Raw genomic sequence first — 21,629 nt, forward strand, 5'->3', positions numbered from 1 at the left:
GCGCGCCACCGGACGCGTTTCTTCGAGGAGCACGCGACCGAGTCTAAGTCAGTCACTTGACTTAAGATCGAGCGGTGCAAGGATGTCGCGGATGTCCGAAGCGGGAGTGACGATGAACAAGGTGGACGCCCGGTCCAGGGCGGAGCGCGCGCACGCCACCCGCGAGCTGATCCTGACCGCGGCCGAGCGGCTGTTCGCCGAGCACGGCGTGGTGGCGGTGTCGAACCGGCAGGTCAGCGAGGCGGCCGGGCAGGGCAACAACACCGCGGTCGGCTACCACTTCGGCACCAAGGCCGACCTCGTGCGGGCTATCGCGCGCAGGCACCTGGCGCACGTCGAGGAGATCCGGCAGCGCATGGTCGCGGGCCTCGGCCCCTCCCCCGGCCTGCGCGACTGGCTCGACTGCCTGGTCCGCCCCGCCACCGAACACCTGGACGCGGTCGGCAGCCCCACCTGGTTCGCGCGGTTCGGCGCCCAGGTGATGACCGACCCGACGCTGCGGCCGATCCTCGTCGAGGAGACGCGCTCGTCGCCGTCGCAGATGCGCATCCTGGCGGGCCTGAACGCCTGCCTCGCCGACCTGCCGCCCGACGTCCGGGCCGAACGCCACGACATGGCCCGCCAGCTGCTCGTGCACATGATCGCCGAACGCGAGCGCGCCCTCTCCGACGGCACCCCGACGCCGCGCGCGAGCTGGCCGGACGCCGCGACGGGCCTGGTGGACGCGCTCGTCGGCCTGTGGGCCGCGCCCGTCAGCCCTTGAGCGCGTAGAACCGCATCGGCGCCGCCGGCTCGAACCCGATCCGCGGGTAGACCGGCGCTCCGGCCGCCGTGGCGTGCAGCGTGGCGCGGGTGATCCCGGTCGCCCGCCACGCCTCGTGCAACGCCTTGCGCGTCACCGCCTCGCCGTAACCCCGGCGCTCGTGCCCGGGATCGGTCGCGACCAGCACCACGAACAACCGCCCGGCCGTCTCGACCGCGCCCGCACATGTCACCGGCACGCCGTCCTTCAGGCCCAGGTACGCGTGCACCCCGCTCTTCCACAGCGCCGAGGCCGCGATGCCGTCCCGTCCGGCCTCCAGGTCGAACCCGTAGGCACGGGAGTTGATGTCCGCGTACGCCAGCAGCTGCTCGTCGGTGGTCACCCGCTCGAACGTCAGCTCGGTGTGGGAAGGCTCCTCGATCGGCAGCAGGTCACCCGCCATCCCGGTGCCGGGAAACGCGTACTCGAACCCGGCCCGGCCGGCCAGCGCGTCGAGGTCGGCGCCTTCCGCCAAGCCCTCGAACACCCACAGGAAACCGAAGTTCTCCTTGGCGCGCATGACGTCCGCGGCCTCGGTGAAGCGCTGGGCGAGCAGGTCGGCGCCGATGCCGGGCTCGGTGAGGGTCACGCAGTTCCAGAACGGGAAGCGGCTGTCCGCCCACCGCACCACGATACCGGGGAGGTCGCGCACGTCGGCGTCCGGGTTCCGGTCCAGCACCATCGCACGCCAGCCCACGACCAGCTGCTCCACGGACTCTTCCGTCAAGTCGATCATGCGCTTGAGATTAGCCGCCTCAGCATCAACGCGAGGTGGAGCCGGAACCGCCCCGACGCCGAGTCGAGCTCGAACCCGAGCGCCGTCTCGGCACGGGCCAGCCGCGCGGTCATCGTGCTGTGGTGGCGGTGCAGCACCCCTGCCGCCTTGCGAACCGAACCCGTCGTGCACAGCGCGTCGAGCATCGTGATCATCCCGGGTTCGGCGGCCAGCACGCCGAGCGCACGGACGTCCGGCAGCGCCGCGATGTCGGCCGGGTCGAGCTGTTCGGCCAGCAGCGCGAGACCGCCGAGCTTCTCCCACCACACCACCGGTTCACCGTCCGATGTGTACTTCAACGCGGTGCGCGCGGCGTGCCAGGACCGAGCCGCCTCGATCGCGGGCAGGAGCGGTCCGACGCCGAGCCGCCCGCCCGTCTGCGGCACCTCGGCGCTGAGCACCGCTCGCACGTCACCGACCAGCGCCGACCGGCCGGGCACCTCACCGGTCGCCGCCAGCACCCGCAACGGCGCCGTGGCCGCGATGCCCAGCAGGTGCAAAGCGCGCGAACGTTCCGCGGTGCCAACACTTTCGGAGAGGACCAGCTCGACCAGCGCGGGATCACCGAGTTCCGGCAGCGGCACGCTGGAGTGCTCGAGCAGCACGGCGGCGGCGATCGCGAACCGTTCCAGCAGCATGTCGTCGAGCGGCGCGGGCGTGCCCGGCCGCGCGACCCAGACCTGCACGCCGCCCTCGAGTGCGCGCACCGAGGCCTTCGCGGGCACCGGGGCCGCCGCGACCGCGCCGCCGGCCTCGGCCCGCAGCGAGAGGCCCTGGCCGGGCGCGTGCAGGCCGACCGGGCAGCCGGCGAGTTCGGACGTGCTGCGCACCAACGCGTCCAGGCCCGCGCGCTCGGTGATCAGGCGATCGAAGAACCCGATCACCCTCACCGCGCTCTCGGCGTCGGCGTCCAGCCCGGACAACCTCAGCAGCAGGCCCTTCATCCCGTCACCATATCCCCGACAGGTGGCTGGCCGGGTGGCCGAATCGCCCGCCACGTGTCGGCTGCCCGCACCACCGCGTCAAGTCGAGGATTGGTCCCATGAGCTACGACATCGACCCGGAACTGCTGCCCTGGCTCGACATGCTGCCGCAGCTGACCATGACCGACCACGAGGCGCTCCAAGGCGCCCGCGGCCAGCAGTCGGAGCTGGCGGGCCTCATACCGGCGTACGAGCCGGCGAACCCGATCGACGTCCGCGACGAGACGGTGCCCGGCCCGTCCGGCGCCCCGGACGTGCGGGTGCGGGTCTACGGCCGTGCGGGCCGCGAGAACCCCGTGCCCGGACTCGTCTACATCCACGGCGGCGGGTTCATCATCGGCAGCGTCGAGATGTTCGAGTCGCACGTGCTGAAGCTCGTGGACGAACTGAACATCGTCGTCGTGTCCGTGGGCTACCGGTTGGCGCCCGAGCACCCGTTCCCGGCGCCGGTCGAGGACTGCTACGCGGCACTGACGTGGACCGCGGCCAAGGCCGTCGAGCTGGGCATCGACCCGGCGCGGCTCGGCGTCGGCGGCGAGAGCGCGGGTGGCGGGCTCACCGCCGGAACGGTGCTGCTGGCGCGCGACCGCGGTGGCCCCGAGCTGGCGTTCCAGCTGCTCGGCATCCCCGAGCTGGACGACCGGCTCGACACAGAGTCGATGCGGGACTACGTCGACACCCCGCTGTGGAACCGTCCCAACGCGATCTACAGCTGGACCGCCTACCTGGGCACCGAACCGGGCGGCGACGACGTCTCGCCGTACGCCGCCCCCGCCAGGGCGACAGACCTCACCGGCCTGCCGCCCGCGTTCGTCACCACCTGCCAGTACGACCCGCTGCGCGACGAGGGCGTCGAGTACGCACGCCGGCTCGCGCACGCGGGTGTGCCGACCGAGCTGCGCCTCTACCCCGCCACGTTCCACGGCTCGTCGCTCATCGAGAGCGCCGAGATCTCCCGCCGGATGTTCGCGGACGAGGTGGAGGCGCTGCGCCGCGGCCTCAAGGTCACAGACTCCCCGTGACCGAGCTGCCGGACCTGGTGACGTGGTAGGTGACGGTGGCGCCGCTCCAGTAGTGGAACGTCAGCGTCACCCGCGCGTTGTCGTTGACCTCGGCGAAGAACTCCGGGGTCAGCGTCGTCGCGCCGGTGGTGTAGTTCGGCGCGAACGCCTTGTCGAACTCCTTGTAGGACGTCCAGTTGTGCGGTCCCGCGTTCGACCCGTCGGCGTACTTCGCCTCCATCGTGGCGAGCAGGTCGCCGCGGAACGTGGTCGGGATCGAGAACGAGGCCGTCGTGCCGGTCGCGGCGGACAGCACCGGTGTGTCGTGCGTGATCAGGTTGACCCGCCACGGCACACCCGCCGAGAAGTGGGCGGTGAGAACGGCGTTCGTGCCGTAGGCGCGCGAACCGCTCAACCTCGTCATTGCCGCCTGCGTCAGGGTGAGCTGGTCACCCGAGACCGTGTAGTCGGTGCCGCGCACCAGTTCCGTGCTGCCCTGGCGCAGACCGCTGAACGTGGTCCCGTTGGTGTTCAACGTGATCGTCTTCGCGGTGACGGCGCTGGAGCGGGCGCTGAAGACCTGGTCGGTCGACGCCGTGCCGGAGCGGGTCGCCCAGCTCGACTTGATCTGCGCGATCAGTTCGGGGTCGCTCCACTGGAACGACGTGCGGCCGAGGTGCTGGCCGTTGTCCCACAGCATCGTCGTGATCTTCTTGGTGCGTGCGTAGTAGCCGAGGTGCTCGAAGAACTTGAGCTTCTCGCCCTGCTCGATCGTGCCGGTGTGCCGGTCGAACCCGAGCAGCCCGTACTCGCCGAGGATCACCGGGACACCGCGCGAGACGAAGGTGTTGTACACGCGGTCGAACGAGTCGGTCAGGTCCTTCTGCGCGGTCGCGTCGTACCGGGTGCCGCCGGCGACGTTCACGCTGAACGGCCAGTAGCCGTAGTAGTGCACGGTCGCGATCAGGTTCGGGTCGTTGAACCCGCGGATCGACGTGGCCAGCTCGTCGAGCCGCGCCTGGTCCGATGACGTGTGCAGGGTCGGCAGCACGAGGAGCCGGCTCGAGTTGTTGCCACCGGAACCCCGCACGATGGTGCGGAACGACGCGTTCAGCTCGTGCAGCAACTCGGCGTTCTGGGCGTCGCCGGAACTACCGGTGAACTGCGGTTCGTTGACGCTCTCGAACACCAGCCTGCCAGGAGAGTCCTTGAAGGCGGCGGCCAGCTGGGTCCAGATCGCGTTGTACCGGGTGAGCACGCCGGTGCGGTTCGACGGCATGGCCGAGATCCACTGCCACGAGTCGTGGTGGATGTTGATCATCACCTGGAAGCCGTCCTCCAGCGCCCAGCCGACGACCTCCTTGACGCGGTTGAGGTAGGCCGCCTCGATCGTGTGGTCCGGCGCCTGGTGCTGGCCCCACGTGACGGGGATGCGGATGCTCTTGAAGCCCTGCGCCTTCACGTTCTCCAGCAGGGCCTCCGTGACGCGCGGGTTGCCCCAGGACGTCTCGTCGCTGCCGGTCGCGTCCAGCGTGTTGCCGAGGTTCCACCCCGGCTGCATCGCCGCCACCTGCGCCATCGCGTCACCCGGCACCGGATTCCCGGTGGTGGTCGTCGTGGTCGTGGTTGTGGTCGTCGGTGTGCCAGGGCTCCCGGTGCAGGTGACGCCGTTGAGGGCGAACGACGTGGGCGCGGTGTTCGCGCCGGACCAGCTGCCGTTGAAGCCGAACGAGACCTTGGCGTTCGGTTCGATCACCGCGTTGTAGCCCACGTCCGCGGCAGTGGCCTGGGCGCCGGACGACGTGACGGTGGCGTTCCAGGCCTGGGTCACCTGCTGGCCCGAGGGCCAGGTCCAGGTCAGCCGCCAGCCGTTGACGCGGTCACCGACGTTGGTCACCGCCACGTTCGCGGTGAACCCGCCCTGCCACTGGCTCGGCACCGTGTAGTCCACCTTGCACCCCGGTGCCGCCGCGGCCGGGGCCACGACCGCCAGGCCGATGCTCGCGGCCACCGAGACGAACGCCGCCGTGAGCGCGAAACCGCGCCTTCCGGTCATGACACACCTCCCGAATCTGGGAGCGTTCCCAGAAGGCCGCACTGTAATCATCCGGGTGGAACGCGGACAGGAGACCCGTCGAATCGACGTCGAACGCGGAAACGCCTCTGTCGCACCGCTTTCGTGACCGTTACAGTCCCGGACCTGGGAGCGCTCCCAGATCCGTCTCGTCCCCTGTCATCGGAGGCTGACGTGCACAGTCGCCTGTTCAGAGCCGCGGCAGCCGTCCTCGTCGCGGCGCTCGCGGTGGTGGCCGGTCCGGTGGTGTCGCCGTCAGTGGCCGCACCGGCGTTCAACTACGGGGAGGCGCTGCAGAAGTCGGTCTGGTTCTACGACGCCCAGCGGTCGGGCGCGCTGCCCGCGGGCAACCGCGTGAGCTGGCGGGCGGACTCGGCGTTGCGCGACGGCTCCGACGTGGGGCTCGACCTGTCCGGTGGTTTCTACGACGCCGGTGACCACGTGAAGTTCGGGCTGCCCTTCGCGTTCAGCGTGTCGATGCTCGCCTGGGGCGCCGTGGAGAACCGGGCCGCCTACACGAGCTCCGGCCAGTTGCCGCATCTCCTCGCGAACCTGCGGCACGGGACCGACTGGATCATCAAGGCGCACCCCTCCCCCAACGTCGTCTACGGGCAGGTCGGCGCGGGCAACCCCGACCACGCCTGGTGGGGCTCGGCCGAGGTCATGCCGATGGCGCGGCCGTCGTACAAAGTGGACAGTTCGTGCCCCGGCTCCGACCTCGCGGGCGAGTACGCGGCGGCGATGGCGTCGGCCTCGATGGTCTTCAAGGACACCGATCCGGCCTACGCGGCCACCTTGGTGACGCACGCCAAGCAGCTCTACTCGTTCGCGGACACCTACCGCGGCAAGTACAGCTCGTGCATCACGGACGCCGCGAGCTTCTACAACTCGTGGAGCGGCTACCAGGACGAGCTCGTGTGGGGAGCGATCTGGCTGCACCGCGCCACCGGTGACGCGAGCTACCTGACGAAGGCGAAGTCCGAGTACCTGAAGCTCGGCACCGAGCAGCAGAGCTCCGAACGCTCCTACAAGTGGACCATCGCGTGGGACGACAAGTCCTACGGCGCGTACGTCCTGATGGCCAAGCTCACCGGCGAGCAGGCCTACATCACCGACGCCAACCGCTGGCTGGACTTCTGGACCACCGGGTACAACGGCAACCGCGTGCGCTACTCCCCCGGCGGCCAGGCCGTGCTCGACAGCTGGGGTTCGTTGCGCTACGCCGCCAACACGGCGTTCGCCGCCCTGACCTACTCCGACTGGCTGTCCACTCGCGACAGTGCTCGTGCCAGGACCTACCACGACTTCGGCGTGCGACAGATCAACTACGCCCTCGGCGACAACCCGCGCGGCGCGAGTTACGTCGTCGGCTTCGGCACCAACCCGCCGCGCAACCCGCACCACCGGGGAGCGCACGGTTCGTGGGCCGACAGCATCCAGGAGCCCGTCACCAGCCGTCACGTGCTGTACGGCGCGTTGGTCGGCGGCCCCAGCACCAACAACGACGCCTACACCGACAGCCGCAGCGACTACGTGATGAACGAGGTCGCGCTCGACTACAACGCGGGCTTCACCGGCGCGCTCGCCCGCCTGTACGGGGAGTACGGCGGCACCCCGCTCGCGTCGTTCCCGGTGGCCGAGACCCCGGACGGCCTCGAGCTGACCGTGCAGGCGTCCGTGAACCAGAGCGCGGCCCAGTTCACCGAGATCAAGGCGTTCGTGCTCAACAAGAGCGCGTGGCCGGCGCGCACGTTCAACGGCACGCTGCGCTACTACTTCACTCTCGACGGCGCCACCACACCGAACCAGATCACGGTCACCACGAACTACAACCAGTGCGGCACACCGAGTGCGCCGGCGCTGCACAGCGGCTCGGTGTACTACGTGGAGATCCCGTGCCCCGGCGTGGCTCCGGCCGGGCAGTCCGCGTACCGCAAGGAGGTCCAGTTCCGCATCACCAGCGCCGGCACGTGGGACCCGGCCAACGACTGGTCGCACACCGGCCTCGGCAGCGGCAACACCGTCGCGCAGACCGACCGGATCGTGCTGCGCCAGGACGGCAGGACGGTGTGGGGCAACGAGCCTGGCGGCGGCGTCTCCGACAGCGTTCCCCCGTCTGTCCCGAGTGGACTGACCGTCGTTCCCGGCGCGACCAGCGTGACGCTGAGCTGGACGGCCTCGACCGACAACGTCGGGGTCGCCGGGTACGACGTCCTCGACGGCACTACCGTCACGGGCTCGTCGGGCACGACCAGCCTGCTGGTCACCGGCCTCACGCCGGACACGCCGTACTCGTTCTCGGTGCGTGCGAGGGACGTGGCGGGCAACGTGTCCGCCGCCAGTTCCCCGGTCACCACGCGCACACTGCCCGGCGTCGCGAGCACACTGGCGGTGCAGCACAGGGGATCCGGCGCGGCCACGTCGAACCAGATCGGCGCCACGCTCCAGCTGACGAACCGCGGCACCACGCCGGTCAGCCTCACCACTACCACGATCAGGTACTGGTTCACCGGTGACGCGCCGTCGGCGACGTACCAGGTGTGGTGCGACTGGGCGCAGATCGGGTGCGCGGGAGTCCAGGTGCGGGTGGTCAAGCTACCGGCCGCGCGCACGGGCGCCGACGCGTACGCCGAGGTCTCGTTCGCCTCCGGCAGCCTCGCCGCGGGAGCGAGCACCGGCGAGATCCAGGTTCGCGTGGCGAAGTCCGATTGGTCCTCCTTCAACCAGGCCGACGACCACAGCTACCGGACCAGCGGCTCGCTCACCGATTTCGACCGGGTGACCGCCCACACCGGCGGTTCCCTCACGTGGGGCACCGAGCCCTGACGAGCCTCGGGGCGGGACGTTCTGCGCGGCACAGGCGTCCCGCCCCGTTCCCATCCGAGGTCGCGCTCTCACGAAGTGGACACGCGGGCGTTTCGTCACGTTCGAAATGATGCCCGCGGACTCCTACGATGTGCTCCATGACGGAGATCGACCGGACACGCAGGCCCGGACCGCGGATCGAAGAGGTCGCGCGCGTCGCCGGCGTGTCCAAGTCGACGGTCTCCAGAGTGATCAACGGTGAGCAGTACGTGAGCGCCAAGGCCCGCGACGCCGTGCACACCGCGATCACCCATCTGAAGTACAGCCCGAACCAGGCGGCCCGCTCCCTCGCGGGCAGCAAGGCGAACGCCCTCGCGCTGATCGTGTCCGAACACGGCAGCCGGGTCCTCGGCGACCCGTTCTTCGCCGGGGTGCTGCGCGGCGTGCACGCCGAACTGACCGGCCGCCGCATCCAGTTGCTGCTCATGATGAGCCGCCCGGAGGACCACGACGACCTCCTCGCCTACCTGGCGGGCGGCCACGTCGACGGCGCGCTCCTCGTGAGCCTGCACGGCGACGACCCGCTGCCGCACCGGCTCCAGGAGATGGGCCTCCCGGTCGTCGTGGGCGGCCGCCCGCTGGCCGCGGGTTCCGTCCCGTTCGTGGACTCGGACAACTTCACCGGCGGCCTCGACGCGGTCCGGCACCTGGTCTCACTCGGACGCACCCGGATCGCGACCGTGGCGGGCCCGCGCGACATGGCGGCGGGCCTCGACCGGCTCAGCGGCTGGCGCCGGGGCCTGGGCGAGGCCCGGTTGCCCGCGGACCTCGTCGTGGAGGCCGACTTCACCCCGGAGAGCGGCGCCCAGGCCATGACCGAACTGCTCGACCGCGCTCCCGACATCGACGCCGTGTTCGTCGCCGCCGACATCATCGCGCTGGGCGTGCTGCAGGTGCTGCACGCCCGCGGCAGGCGCATCCCCGAGGACGTCGCGGTGGTCGGGTTCGACGACTCGCTGCTCGCCTCGACCGCGACTCCCCCGCTCACCACCGTCCGGCAGGACGTCGAGCAGCTCGGCCGCACGATGACGTGGCGGCTGCTGGGCGAGCTGGCGGGCGACAGCGGTCTGCCGCCGTCACTGCTGCTGCCGACCTCGCTGGTGCGCCGCGCGAGCGCCTGACGCGCGGCGGCCTGACGCGCGGGTGCCACGCGCTGTGGTCCGGCAGCGGACGCTCGAACCGGTCCGCACGGCACTCCGCTGACGCCGCCCGCACTCGTCGCCGCACCCCCTGACGCCGTCCGCGCGCGCTGCCGCCGCCCCACGTTCCTCCCTCGACGCTGCGACCGAACGCCGCACGCCCGGCTCACCCGTTCCGCGCAGCCGGTCCATTGCCAGCAAAACCTTTCCGCCCCGCGAGCCCGCACCCGTCGCCACCAGCTGCGGAACGCGGTGCGTGCCGGAAACGGCACGCAGTGTTAACCCATCGGCCACTTTTCCGGGAACGCTCCCAGGTTTCCCAACTGTGACCTGAGCCATGAACCACGAGGTCATCCCGTCGGCCGGGGCCGGAAACGCCTGGTGCGGCCCGAAGTGTGTCTTGACACACGTTCGAAGCCGGGACGACACTCTGCCCCGTCTGGGAGCGCTCCCAGAACCCGCCGCCGAGACCAGAGGAGTTCTCCCGTGCGACACCGTTGGATCAGCGTGCTGATCTGTGCCGCCGTGTCCGCCGCCGCCACCACAGCGTGCGGGACAGGCGGGGCCAGTCAGACCGCAGACGGAAAGACCGAGCTGACCATCGCCACGTTCAACGAGTTCGGCTACGAGGAGCTGTTCAAGGAGTACGAGGCGGCTCACCCGGACGTCAAGATCACGCAGCGCAAGACCGGTCAGGGCCAGCCCCACCACCAGAACCTGTTCACGAAGCTCGGCGCGGGATCGGGCCTCGCGGACATCGAGGGCGTCGAAGAGGGCTACCTGAGCCAGTTCATGTCGAAGGCCGGGCAGTTCAACGATCTCAAGGAGATCGGCCCGAAGGTCGAGGACGACCGCTGGCTGAAGTGGAAGACCGAGGCGGTCACCACCAAGGACGGCAAGGTCATGGGCTACGGCACGGACATCGGCCCGCTCGCCATGTGCTACCGCAAGGACCTGTTCGAGAAGGCCGGTCTGCCGTCCGACCCCGAGGGCGTCAAGGCGCTCTTCGCCACGTGGGACAGCTACTTCGCCGCCGGTGACCAGTTCATCGCCAAGGCCCCGGGCGTCGCCTGGTTCGACAGCGCCGCACAGGTCTACAACGCGATGCACAACCAGCTGGAGACCGGCTACTACGACAAGTCCGACAAGCTGGTCGTCGACACCAACGCCGCCATCAAGGCGAACTGGACCACGGTGACCGCGGCTGTCGCGAAGGGACAGTCGGCCCGGCTCGGCGCGTTCAGCAACGAGTGGAACACCGGCTTCAAGCTCGGCAAGTTCGCCACCAAGACCTGCCCGTCGTGGATGCTCGGCGTGGTGGAGTCCCAGGCGGGCCCCGAGAACAAGGGCCTGTGGGCGGTCACCGACGCGTTCCCGAACGGTGGCGGCAACTGGGGCGGCTCATACCTGACCGTGCCGAAGCAGAGCAAGAACGCCCAGAAGGCCGCCGAGCTCGCCGCCTGGCTGACCGCGCCGGAGCAGCAGGTCAAGGCGTTCAAGGCCAAGGGCACGTTCCCGAGCCAGACGAAGGCGCTCGACGCTCCGGAGCTCCTGGAGCAGACCAACGCCTACTTCGGTGACGTCAAGGCCGGCGCGCTGTTCGCCACGCAGGCCAAGAAGATCAAGGCCGCGCAGTACAAGGGCCCGGCCGACGGTCAGATCCAGGAGACGGTCTTCAGCCCGGCGCTGCAGTCGGTCGAGCAGGGCAAGAACGCCGACGAGGCCTGGAAGACCGCCGTCGAAGGCGCTCAGAAGGCGGCCAAGTAGTGACCGCCACTCTCTCCAAGGTGGACCGCGGGCGAGAGCAGGCCTCTCTCCCGCGGCCTCCGCGGCGGTACCGGATGTCCAATCTGGACGCCAAGGTGTCGCCGTACCTGTTCGTCGCACCCTTCTTCGTGCTCTTCATCGCCATCGGGCTGTTCCCGCTGCTCTACACGGCCTACGTCTCCCTGTTCGACTGGGAGATCGGCGACGACGACCCGCTGTTCATCGGCTTCGAGAACTACAGCACGCTTTTCCAGGACGACCAGTTCTGGAACGCGCTGTTCAACACCTTCAGCATCTTCCTGCTGTCGAGCGCCCCGCAGATCGTCGTCGCGATCGTGATCGCGGCACTGCTGAACGCGAACCTGCGGGCCCGCACCGGGTGGCGGATGGGCGTGCTGCTCCCCTACGTGGCGAGCCTCGTGGCGTTGACGATCATCTTCGGCAACCTCTTCGGCCCGCAGTACGGCCTCGTGAACGACGTGCTCGGGCTGATCGGCATAAGCCCGATCGACTGGCAGGCAAGCACGTTCGGCAGCCACGTCGCCATCGCGTCGATGGTCAACTGGCGGTGGACGGGCTACAACGCGCTGATCATCCTCGCCGCGATGCAGGCGATCCCGAAGGACGTCTACGAGGCCGCGCTGGTGGACGGCGCGAGCGCGCTGCGGCGGTTCTTCAGCATCACGCTCCCGTTGCTGAAGCCGACGCTGATCTTCGTGGTCGTCACCTCGACCATCGGTGGTCTGCAGATCTTCACCGAGCCGAAGCTGTTCGAGCCTTCCGGTGGCAGCGGCGGCGGCGCGGAGCACCAGTACCAGACCGTCGTGCTCTACCTGTACCAATCCGCGTTCCAGGGCTTCGACCTCGGGTACGCCTCCGCGATCGCCTGGGTGCTGTTCATGGTCGTCATCGCCGTCGCCGGCCTCAACTTCTTCCTCACCAGGAGGGCCGTCAAATGATGAAACGACCGTCCTTCGCGATCTACGGGATCCTCGGCGCGTTCGTGCTCGGCTCCGCCTTCCCGTTCTACTGGTCGTTTCTCGTGGCGAGCCGCGACAACTCGGTGCTGACCGGGGACTTCACGCTGATCCCCGGCGGCAACTTTTGGACCAACGCCGTGCGCGTGTTCGACACGGTCCCGTTCTGGAAGGCCCTGGGCAACAGCTTCCTCGTGTCCGGCACCGTGACGTTCTCGGTCGTGCTGCTGTCCACACTGGCCGGTTTCGCGTTCGCCAAGCTGAAGTTCCGCGGCCGGGGCGTGCTGTTCCTGTTCGTCGTGGCGACGCTCGCGGTACCGACCCAGCTCGGCATCATCCCGCTGTACATGGCGATGGCCGAGTTCGGCTGGGCCGGTGAGCTCGAAGCCGTGATCGTGCCGAACCTCGTCACCGCGTTCGGCGTGTTCTGGATGCGGCAGTACCTCCTCGACGCCATCCCCGACGAACTCGTCGAGGCGGCGCGGATGGACGGCTGCAGCCTGTGGCGCGCGTTCTGGCACGTCGCCCTCCCCGCCGCCCGGCCGGCCGCCGCCATGCTGGGTGTGTTCACGTTCATGCAGTCCTGGAACGACTTCCTGTGGCCGTTGGTGGTCCTGAACGCGGACAACCCGACGCTGCAGGTCGCGCTCGAGAAGCTGCAGAGCGGTTATTACGTCGACTACTCGCTCGTACTCGCCGGGACCACGCTCGCGACGGTTCCGGTGCTCATCGTCTTCCTCGTGCTCGGGCGGCAGATCGTCGCCGGTGTGATGCAGGGCGCCGTCAAGGGGTGAAAATGGAGAACATTCTTTTCCCACAGGGTTTCCTGTGGGGAGCCGCGACCGCCGCGTTCCAGGTGGAGGGCGCGACCGACGTGGACGGTCGCACCGACTCCATCTGGGACGAGTTCTGCCGGCAACCCGGCAAGGTCGTCGGCGGTGACTGCGGTGAACCCGCCGCCGACCACTACCGGCGGTTCGAGCAGGACGTCGCCATGATGGCGGACCTGGGCCTCAAGGCCTACCGGTTCTCGATCGCCTGGCCGCGCGTGCGGCCGGACGGCGGGAAGGTCAACCAGGCGGGGCTCGACTTCTACCAGCGGCTGATCGACTCGTTGCTGGCGCACGACATCGCGCCGTGGCCGACGCTCTACCACTGGGACCTGCCGCAGAAGCTGGAGGAGGCCGGCGGCTGGGCCAACCGCGACACCGCGTTCCGGTTCGCCGACTACGCGGCGGCCACCGTCGAGGCGCTCGGTGACCGGGTCGGCACCTGGACGACGATGAACGAGCCGTGGTGCTCGGCGTTCCTCGGGTACGCGGGAGGAATCCACGCGCCCGGCCGCACCGAGCCGAAGGCCGCCGTCGCCGCGGTGCACCACCTGCTGCTCGCGCACGGGCTCGCGACGGACACGATCCGCGCCGCCCAGCCGGACGCCAAGGTGGGCATCACGCTCAACATGTATCCGATCATCCCGGTGGACCCGGACAACCCGGCGGACCTCGACGTCGCACGCAGGCTTGACGGCCTGCAGCAGCGGATCTTCCTGGACCCGTTGCTGCGCGGCGAGTACCCCGCCGACATCGTCGAGGACCTGGAACCGTTCGGGTTCAGCGAGCACGTGCACGACGGCGACCTCGGCGTGATCTCGGCACCGCTGGACATGCTCGGTGTCAACTACTACACCGAGCACTACGTCAGCTCGACTCCCAACGGTGAAGCCGGTCCGTCTCCTTGGGTCGGTGTGCAGCACGCCTCGTTCCCGCCCCGCGACGCCCCCACCACGGACATGGGCTGGGAGGTCAGGCCGGACGGGCTCACCACCGTGCTGATGCGGGTGCACAACGACTACCCGCGGCTTCCGCTCTACATCACCGAGAACGGCGCCGCGTTCCGCGACGACTTCTCCGGCAACGGTGCGATCGACGACGTGGACCGCACCGGTTTCATCGCCTCCCACCTGCGCGCCGCCCACGCGGCGATCGACGCGGGGGTCGACCTGCGCGGCTACTTCTGCTGGTCGCTGCTGGACAACTTCGAGTGGGCCGAGGGGTACGCGAAGCGGTTCGGCATCGTCCACGTCGACTACGACACCCAGATCCGCACTCCCAAGATGAGTGCGAGGTGGTACAGCAGGGTGGCCCGCGACAACGCGCTGGTCGCCGTCTCATGACGGAAGGCAGGAGTCGGCGCCCCGGCCCGCGCATCGAGGAGGTCGCGCGCGTGGCCGGGGTGTCGAAGTCCACCGTCTCCAGGGTGATCAACGGCGAGAAGTACGTGAGCGAGCGGTCGCGCCAGGCGGTGCACCGCGCCATCGCGCTGCTCGGGTACAGCCCGAACCACGCCGCGAGAACCTTGGCGGGCAGCAAGGCGAACGCGATCGCACTGGTGATCTCCGAGCAGGGCAGCCGGGTGCTCGCCGACCCGTTCTTCGCCGGAGTGCTGCGCGGGGTGCACGCCGAGCTCGCGGGACGGCACGTGCAGCTCCTGCTGATGATGAACCAGCCGCTCGACGGTGAGGACCAGATCGCGTACCTCACCGGCGGGCACGTCGACGGGGCGCTCGTCGTGAGCCTGCACGGCGAGGACCCGTTGCCCAGGACGTTGCACGAGACGGGGCTGCCCATCGTGGTGGGCGGCCGTCCGCTCGCGGGTGGCTCCGTCCCATTCGTCGACGCGGACAACTTCAACGGCGCGCTGGGGGCCGTGCGCTTGCTGATCTCGCTGGGGCGGGAGAAGATCGCGACCATCGCCGGCCCGCACGACATGGCGGTCGGCATGGACCGCCTGAGCGGCTGGCGGTGCGGGCTCGCCGAGCACGGCATGCCCGTGGAACTGGTGGCGCACAGCAGCGAGTTCTCGCCCGAGTGCGGTGCGCTCGCGATGGAGGAGCTGCTGCGCAGGGCACCCGACCTCGACGCGGTCTTCGTGGCCGCGGACATCATGGCGCTGGGCGCGTTGCGGGTGCTCCAGGAGCGGGGCTACCGGATCCCCGACGACGTGGCGGTCGTCGGGTTCGACGACTCGGTGCTCGCGTCGACGGCCGTCCCGCCGCTCACCACCGTGCGGCAGGACGTGGAGCGGTTCGGCCGGACCATGACCTGGCGCCTGCTCGCGGAGCTCGCCGGCGAGGAGAAGCTGCCCCAGTCGATGCTGCTGCCCACGTCTCTCGTGCGCCGGGCCAGCGCCTGAACCGTTTGCATTGCCCTCGAAAGCTTTCGCCCGAATCCCTGAACCAGCGCCAGGACCAGCCCGTATTACGTCGTACCAGGACAACGGGGGTACCGGATGCAGGCAGGCAGGTTCTTCGACGAACCACCGGACGACGACCAGGAGCTACCGGAGACGGCGGTCCTGCGCGTGCTGTGGATGACCGCGCAGGGGATGGTGTGGCCGTGGCTGCTGCAGAGCATGTGCCGCAAGGACGCGATCAAGCGCGCCCTCGAGGCCGAGCTGATCTGGGCGCCCGTCGGGGACCACCTCGGCTACCACATCACGGACGCGGGCCGGCGCCGCATCATGGACTGGTACCAGGACAACCGCCCCGGCACCGGTCCTGACGACAACGCGCATGTGTGGCGCGCCGTCACGATGCGCTGACGCCGGCCCTGCCCGTCAGACGGTGGCGGCCGTGCGCGCGGCCAGACCCTCGATCACACCGGTGAGCTTCTCGGTGACCTCGGGGTCGTCGACCGGGTGCAGCTCGGCGAAGCGCACCACGGAACCGGGGATCGACAGCGTCAGGTCCTCGGCGGGCACACCACCGGCGATGCGGACGGCCTTGCGGGCCTCGTCCTGCGCCCACACGCCGCCGTACTGGCCGAACGCGGTGCCGACGACGGCGACCGGCATGCCGGACAGGGCGCCCGCGCCATAGGGGCGCGACAGCCAGTCGATGGCGTTCTTGAGCACCGCGGGGATGGTGCCGTTGTACTCGGGCGAGACCAGCAGCAGCGCGTCGGCCTGCGCGGCGGCCTCCCGCAGCTTCGCGGCCTCGGCGGGAACGGTGCCCTCGGCGTCGATGTCCTCGTTGTAGAACGGCACGGTGCCCAGGCCCTCGAACACGCTGATCTCGACGTTCTCCGGCGCGATCTGGACCGCGGCCTCGGCGAGCCTGCGGTTGTGCGAACCCGACCGGAGGCTGCCGACGAGCGTGAGGATGCGGACGGCCATGACGTGACTCCCAGGTGCAGACGGTGGTGGAACGACTACACCCTAAACGGGACGCGTCCCGTTTATCTTCCGGCTAGGCTGAACAGGTGATCGACAGCACACCCCTGCCCCTCGCCGGACCTGAGGCGGGCCTCCGCGCGGACGCGGTGCGCAACCGCGCCCTGCTGCTGGAAGCGGCGGCCCGGCTGGCGGCCGAACGCGGCGCGGCGGCGATCACGATGGAGAACGTGGCCGTCGCGGCAGGGGTCGGCAAGGGCACGGTGTCGCGGCGCTTCGGCGACCGCAACGGCCTGCTCCAGGCGCTGCTGGACCGCTCGGAGATCCAGTTCCAGGAGGCGTTCCTCAGCGGTCCGCCCCCGCTCGGCCCCGGCGCCGGCGCGGCGACGCGGCTGCGGGCGTTCGGGCCCGCCGTGCTGCGCCACGAACGCGCCAACCTCGACCTGTACCTGGCGGCCGAGCCGTCCCCCGGCCGCCGGTTCCTGATCCCCGCGCGGCAGCTGCGGCACCGCCATGTGACCCTCCTGGTCCGCGAGGCCGTGCCCGGCTCCGACGCGGGCCTGCTCGCCCACACCCTGCTGGCGTCGGTGGACCTCGTGCTGGTCGACCACCTCGTCCGCGCCGGCGGCGTGTCGCCCGAGCAGGTCGAGGCAGGCTGGCACGACCTGCTCGACCGCCTCCTCGCCTGAGGTTCGAGTCGAAATCGACGGTCGAACGAAACCTGTGGCGGCACAGGGGTTGTAGCGGTCGGCGCACTCCGCCTACGGTCCCCCTGGGAGCGCTCCCAGAATTTCGTCGACGTGGACGGAGACCCTCACGACCATGAGATCCCGACGCCTGCTCACCGCGACCCTGCTCGTGGCGCTGGCCGCGTTCCCGCTCGCGGCCCCCGCCGCCGCGGCGGACTACGAACGCGTGCTCAACGGAACGTTCGAGACCGGCTCCCCCGATCCCTGGTGGAGCAGCGCCGGTGTCACCAACCGGGTCACCGGCGGCGAGCTGTGCGCCGCGGTCACCGGTGGCACGACGAACCCCTGGGACGCCCTGGTCGGCCAGAACGGCGTGCCGTTCGAGACCGGCCAGTCCTACACCTTCTCGTTCGACGCGCACGCCACGACGGCCCAGCCCGTCACGGCCGCCGCGGGCGAGAGCGTCAGCCCGTACCGCGGGATCGCGAGCCAGCAGTTCACGCTCTCCCCTGTCAAGCAACGGTTCTCGTTCACCTTCACGTCCACTTTGGACTTCCCGGATGCCGGCAACGGCCAGGTCGCGTTCCAGCTGGGCGGTCAGGCCGCGGACAACACGATCTGCGTGGACAACGTCTCGGTGATCGGCGGCGTGAAGCCGCCCGGTGGCGTGAACCCCAACCCCGCCAAGAAGGTCCAGGTCGACCTGGTGGCGTACGTGCCGGGGCTGCCCAAGCGCGCGACCCTCGTCTCCACGGCCACGACGCCGCAGACCTGGACGCTCCGCGACTCCGCGGGCACGGCGGTGGCGACCGGCCAGAGCACGCCGAAGGGCGCGGACGCGACGTCCGGCGACCCGGTGCACCTGATCGACTTCTCGTCGTTCGACACGGCCGGCACCGGCTACACGCTGTCGGTCGGCGAGGACAGCAGCTTCCCGTTCGACATCTCCGCCGACCCGGTCAAGCGGCTGCGCTACGACTCGCTCGCGTTCTTCTACCACCAGCGCAGCGGCACGCCGATCGAGGCGCAGTACGTCGGTGACGAGTACGCACGCCCCGCCGGTCACATCAACGTCGCGCCCAACCAGGGCGACAACAACGTGCCGTGTCGCGCCGATCTCGCCTGCGGCTACACGCTCGACGTGCGCGGCGGCTGGTACGACGCGGGTGACCACGGCAAGTACGTGGTCAACGGCGGCATCGCGACCTGGCAGCTGCTGAACGCCTACGAACGGGCCACCCGCGTCGGCGACGCGTCCGCGTACCGCGACGGCGCCCTGAACATCCCGGAGAAGGCCAACGGCGTGCCGGACCTCCTCGACGAGGCGCGCTGGGAGGCCGACTTCCTGCTGAAGATGCAGGCACCCGACGGCATGGCGCACCACAAGATCCACGACGCGAACTGGACCGCGCTGCCCACCCGTCCGGAACTGGACGACCAGCCGCGCAGGCTGTCCGCGACCAGCACCGCCGCGACGCTGAACCTCGCCGCCGTGGCGGCACAGGGTGCGCGCCTCTGGAAGACCATCGACGCGGCGTACTCCGCTCAACTGCTCGCGGCGGCGCGCAAGGCTTACACGGCGGCGAAGGCGAACCCGGCCAAGCTCGCCGAACCGAACGACGGCACCGGCGGCGGCGCGTACAGCGACGACACCGTGAGCGACGAGTTCTACTGGGCCGCCTCGGAGTTGTACGCGACCACGGGTGACGCCGCCTACCGGACCGACGTGACGGCCTCCCCGCACTACAAGGCGGCGAGCCTGAACCGGGGCGGCTTCCACTGGGGCGGCACCGCGCCGCTGGGCGACATCACGCTCGCCCTCGTCCCCACGGAATTGCCCGCGGCGGACGTCGCGGCCATCAAGTCGGCGTTCGCCACGGTCGCGGACCAGCACCTGACGGCCATGGCAGACATGGGCTACGCGGCGCCGTACGACAACAGCACCGCCGGCTACGTCTGGGGCTCGAACTCCACGGTCCTGAACAACGCCCAGGTGCTCGCGCTCGCCCACGACTTCACCGGTGCCGCGAAGTACCGCGAGGGCGTGTTCGAGGCACTGCACTACATCCTCGGCCGCAACCCGCTGAGCACCTCGTACGTGGCGGGCTACGGCGACCAGGCGATGACCAACGCGCACCACCGCTTCTGGGCACGCCAGAACGACCCGACGCTCCCGATCGCACCGCCCGGTTCCCTGTCCGGCGGCCCGAACAGCGCTCTGCAGGACCCGGTGGCCCAGCGCCTGCTCACCGGCTGCCCGCAGCAGAAGTGCTGGGTCGACGACATCGGCGCCTACTCGGTGAACGAGGTGGCGATCAACTGGAACTCCGCCCTCGCCTGGGTCTCGGGCTGGGCGGCGGAGAAGTCCACGCCGCCCGTGCCGCCCGCGGCGGACTGCGAGGTCTCGTTCACCGCGGGCAGGTGGCCCGACGGCCTGTCCGCGCAGGTGAAGATCACCAACACCGGCAAGACCGCGTGGACGGACTGGACGCTCGGCTTCTCCCTGCCCGGCACGCAGCGGGTCACCTCGGGGTGGTCGGCGCAGTGGAGCCAGACCGGGCGTGACGTGACGGCGGCCAGCATGTCGTGGAACGGCTCGGTGAAGCCCGGCAAGTCGGTCCACATCGGGTTCAACGGGTCCGGGGCCGGGGCGGATCCCACCGTGTTCGTGGTGAACGGGAGGACCTGCAAGACCCCGTGACCGCACCAGGGATGTGCGCCCGCTGTCACCTCCGGTGGCGGCGGGCGCGCTGCGTTGCGGCGGGCGAGGTGGCGGTGGGTGGCACTGCGTTGCAGCGGGCGAGGTGGCGGCGGGTAGCACTGCGTTCCGGCGGGTGAGGTGGGCGGGCGCACCGCGTTCCGGCGGGCGAAGCAGCGGCGGGTGGCACTGCGTTCCGGCGGGCGAGGTGGCGGCGGGTGGCGTCTCAACTGGTGAAACGGGAGCCAACCCGGTTGAGTGCGTCAGGCGGCGGACGCACAGCCCCCGTCGCGGGCCGACGTCAGGCACAGCGCGCGCAACCTTCGCCCAGGCAGTGGCATCGGCGCCCTCCTCGCACGTCAGCGTCGGCCACACTCCCAGGCCCACCGCGTTCCACCAGGCGGGCCAGCCCGCCACCCCTGCATCCAGCGCCCGCCGGGCAACCGACCGGCCGAGCCCTCCGGCACCCACCCGGCAGCCCCCTGTGAGCGCTAACAGGCACGACCTGGCGTTATCCAGATGTCACTTGACGGTAAAGTTGTTAGCGATAACACTCGCCGCCTACAGCACTGTTGCCTGTCGGTGACATCGAGGAGAACTGATGAGGCTTGCCCGGATCGCGGCCACCACCGCACTCGCCGTCACCCTCGCCGCCTGTGGTTCGGCGGAGAAGACGGTCGACCAGCAGACCGGCTCCAGCGAGGGTGCGCTGGTGGGCGTCACCATGCCGACGCGGTCGTCGGAACGATGGATCCACGACGGCGACAACATCAAGAAGGCCCTGGAGGGCAAGGGGTACAAAGTCGACCTCCAGTACGCGGAGAACGACATCCCCACCCAGGCCAACCAGATCGAGAACCAGATCACCAAGGGCGCCAAGCTCCTGATCGTCGCCTCGATCGACGGCACGGCGATCACCTCGCAGTTGCAGCAGGCCGCCGACGCGAAGATTCCGGTGATCGCGTACGACCGCCTGATCCGCAAGAGCCCGAACGTCGACTACTACGCGACGTTCGACAACTTCAAGGTCGGCGTGGAGCAGGCGAACTCGCTCGTCGCCGGTCTGAAGACCAAGGGCGAGGGTCCGTTCAACATCGAGCTGTTCGCGGGCTCGCCGGACGACAACAACGCCACGTTCTTCTTCAACGGTGCGATGTCGGTGCTCCAGCCGCTCATCGACCAGGGCAAGCTCAGCGTCAAGTCCGCGCAGAAGGACTTCAAGACCGTCGCGATCCTGCGCTGGGACCCGGCCACCGCGCAGAAGCGCATGGAGGACCTGCTCACCTCGACCTACGGCGGCGCCAAGGTCGACGGCGTGCTCTCCCCGTACGACGGCATCTCGATCGGCATCCTGTCCGCGCTCAAGAGCGGCGGCTACGGCACCGCCGGGCAGGCGTACCCGATCGTCACCGGTCAGGACGCGGAGGTCGCCTCGGTGAAGTCGATCATCGCCGGTGAGCAGTACTCCACGATCCACAAGGACACCCGCCTGCTCGCCGACGTGACGGTGAAGATGGCCGACGCCGTGCTCAAGGGCGGCAAGCCCGAGGTGAACAACACCAAGGACTACGACAACGGCAACAAGGTCGTGCCCTCCTTCCTGCTGCAGCCCGTCCCCGTGGACAAGGCGAACTACAAGCAGGAGCTCATCGACTCCGGCTACTACACCGCCGACCAGCTCAGGTAGAT

17 protein-coding genes are annotated in these 21,629 nt (G+C 69.8%); 13 read left to right on the top strand and 4 right to left on the bottom strand.

The genetic code is table 11. From position 1 onward, the window contains the following. The first annotated feature begins 91 nt into the window (after positions 1–91). Positions 92–763, top strand: a complete 672-nt coding sequence (locus IEY88_RS26665; protein WP_229693789.1) for a TetR/AcrR family transcriptional regulator — start codon at positions 92–94, stop codon at positions 761–763. Here IEY88_RS26665 and IEY88_RS26670 read toward each other — a convergent pair. Beyond that, positions 753–1,538: a GNAT family N-acetyltransferase gene (locus IEY88_RS26670; protein WP_189157597.1), complete on the bottom strand. Its 786-nt coding sequence runs from the start codon at positions 1,536–1,538 to the stop codon at positions 753–755. The two genes, IEY88_RS26665 and IEY88_RS26670, sit on opposite strands and share 11 nt — an antisense overlap. Continuing rightward, the gene (locus IEY88_RS26675) at positions 1,535–2,521 is read right to left on the bottom strand and encodes a helix-turn-helix domain-containing protein (RefSeq protein WP_189157598.1); all 987 of its coding nucleotides are present in this window, start codon (positions 2,519–2,521) and stop codon (positions 1,535–1,537) included. Before IEY88_RS26675 ends, IEY88_RS26670 begins: the two co-directional genes overlap by 4 nt. Positions 2,522–2,619: 98 nt before the next feature. Between IEY88_RS26675 and IEY88_RS26680 the strand changes: the two genes are divergently transcribed. Next, positions 2,620–3,582 (top strand): alpha/beta hydrolase, encoded by a 963-nt coding sequence (locus IEY88_RS26680; protein ID WP_189157599.1) that lies wholly within the window; start codon positions 2,620–2,622, stop codon positions 3,580–3,582. Here the strand turns inward: IEY88_RS26680 and IEY88_RS26685 are convergent. Continuing rightward, positions 3,566–5,617, bottom strand: coding sequence for a cellulase family glycosylhydrolase (locus IEY88_RS26685; RefSeq protein WP_189157600.1), 2,052 nt, complete (start codon positions 5,615–5,617; stop codon positions 3,566–3,568). The genes IEY88_RS26680 and IEY88_RS26685 overlap by 17 nt on opposite strands. 192 nt (positions 5,618–5,809) lie before the next feature. Between IEY88_RS26685 and IEY88_RS26690 the strand changes: the two genes are divergently transcribed. The 8 genes from IEY88_RS26690 (at position 5,810) to IEY88_RS26725 (ending at position 15,983) form a co-directional block, all read left to right on the top strand. Further along, positions 5,810–8,461 (top strand): glycoside hydrolase family 9 protein, encoded by a 2,652-nt coding sequence (locus tag IEY88_RS26690; protein WP_229693790.1) that lies wholly within the window; start codon positions 5,810–5,812, stop codon positions 8,459–8,461. 137 nt (positions 8,462–8,598) lie between these two features. Beyond that, positions 8,599–9,621 carry a LacI family DNA-binding transcriptional regulator gene (locus IEY88_RS26695; RefSeq protein ID WP_229693791.1) on the top strand — a complete coding sequence of 341 codons (1,023 nt, stop codon included), beginning with the start codon at positions 8,599–8,601 and terminating at the stop codon, positions 9,619–9,621. A 504-nt stretch (positions 9,622–10,125) separates the two neighbouring features. Further along, positions 10,126–11,406, top strand: a complete 1,281-nt coding sequence (locus tag IEY88_RS26700; protein ID WP_189157602.1) for an ABC transporter substrate-binding protein — start codon at positions 10,126–10,128, stop codon at positions 11,404–11,406. Between the two features lie 74 nt (positions 11,407–11,480). Beyond that, on the top strand, positions 11,481–12,365 hold the full coding sequence (locus tag IEY88_RS26705) for a carbohydrate ABC transporter permease (protein WP_189157810.1): 885 nt from the start codon (positions 11,481–11,483) through the stop codon (positions 12,363–12,365). Further along, the gene (locus tag IEY88_RS26710; RefSeq protein WP_189157603.1) at positions 12,362–13,177 is read left to right on the top strand and encodes a carbohydrate ABC transporter permease; all 816 of its coding nucleotides are present in this window, start codon (positions 12,362–12,364) and stop codon (positions 13,175–13,177) included. The genes IEY88_RS26705 and IEY88_RS26710 overlap by 4 nt, the downstream gene beginning before the upstream one ends. Positions 13,178–13,179: 2 nt before the next feature. Then, a complete protein-coding gene (locus tag IEY88_RS26715; protein WP_189157604.1) occupies positions 13,180–14,556 on the top strand; it encodes a GH1 family beta-glucosidase in 1,377 nt (458 codons plus the stop codon). After that, the gene (locus tag IEY88_RS26720; RefSeq protein WP_189157605.1) at positions 14,553–15,575 is read left to right on the top strand and encodes a LacI family DNA-binding transcriptional regulator; all 1,023 of its coding nucleotides are present in this window, start codon (positions 14,553–14,555) and stop codon (positions 15,573–15,575) included. Before IEY88_RS26715 ends, IEY88_RS26720 begins: the two co-directional genes overlap by 4 nt. A 96-nt stretch (positions 15,576–15,671) precedes the next feature. Continuing rightward, the gene (locus tag IEY88_RS26725) at positions 15,672–15,983 is read left to right on the top strand and encodes a hypothetical protein (RefSeq protein WP_189157606.1); all 312 of its coding nucleotides are present in this window, start codon (positions 15,672–15,674) and stop codon (positions 15,981–15,983) included. A gap of 15 nt (positions 15,984–15,998) precedes the next feature. Here the strand turns inward: IEY88_RS26725 and IEY88_RS26730 are convergent, their stop codons facing one another. Beyond that, positions 15,999–16,556, bottom strand: a complete 558-nt coding sequence (locus IEY88_RS26730; RefSeq protein ID WP_189157607.1) for an NAD(P)H-dependent oxidoreductase — start codon at positions 16,554–16,556, stop codon at positions 15,999–16,001. Between the two features lie 86 nt (positions 16,557–16,642). On the opposite strand from IEY88_RS26730, the gene IEY88_RS26735 reads away from it, so the two are divergent. The 3 genes from IEY88_RS26735 to chvE all read left to right on the top strand — a co-directional run bounded on the left by IEY88_RS26735 (position 16,643) and on the right by chvE (position 21,627). Continuing rightward, on the top strand, positions 16,643–17,242 hold the full coding sequence (locus IEY88_RS26735) for a TetR/AcrR family transcriptional regulator (protein WP_229693792.1): 600 nt from the start codon (positions 16,643–16,645) through the stop codon (positions 17,240–17,242). A 133-nt stretch (positions 17,243–17,375) separates the two neighbouring features. Then, the gene (locus tag IEY88_RS26740) at positions 17,376–19,943 is read left to right on the top strand and encodes a glycoside hydrolase family 9 protein (RefSeq protein WP_189157608.1); all 2,568 of its coding nucleotides are present in this window, start codon (positions 17,376–17,378) and stop codon (positions 19,941–19,943) included. A gap of 598 nt (positions 19,944–20,541) precedes the next feature. Then, positions 20,542–21,627 (top strand): multiple monosaccharide ABC transporter substrate-binding protein, encoded by a 1,086-nt coding sequence (gene chvE, locus IEY88_RS26745; RefSeq protein ID WP_189157609.1) that lies wholly within the window; start codon positions 20,542–20,544, stop codon positions 21,625–21,627. The last annotated feature ends 2 nt before the right edge of the window (positions 21,628–21,629 follow it).

It is taken from the genome of Lentzea pudingi (genome assembly GCF_014646255.1).
Classification (GTDB): Bacteria; Actinomycetota; Actinomycetes; order Mycobacteriales; family Pseudonocardiaceae; genus Lentzea; species Lentzea pudingi.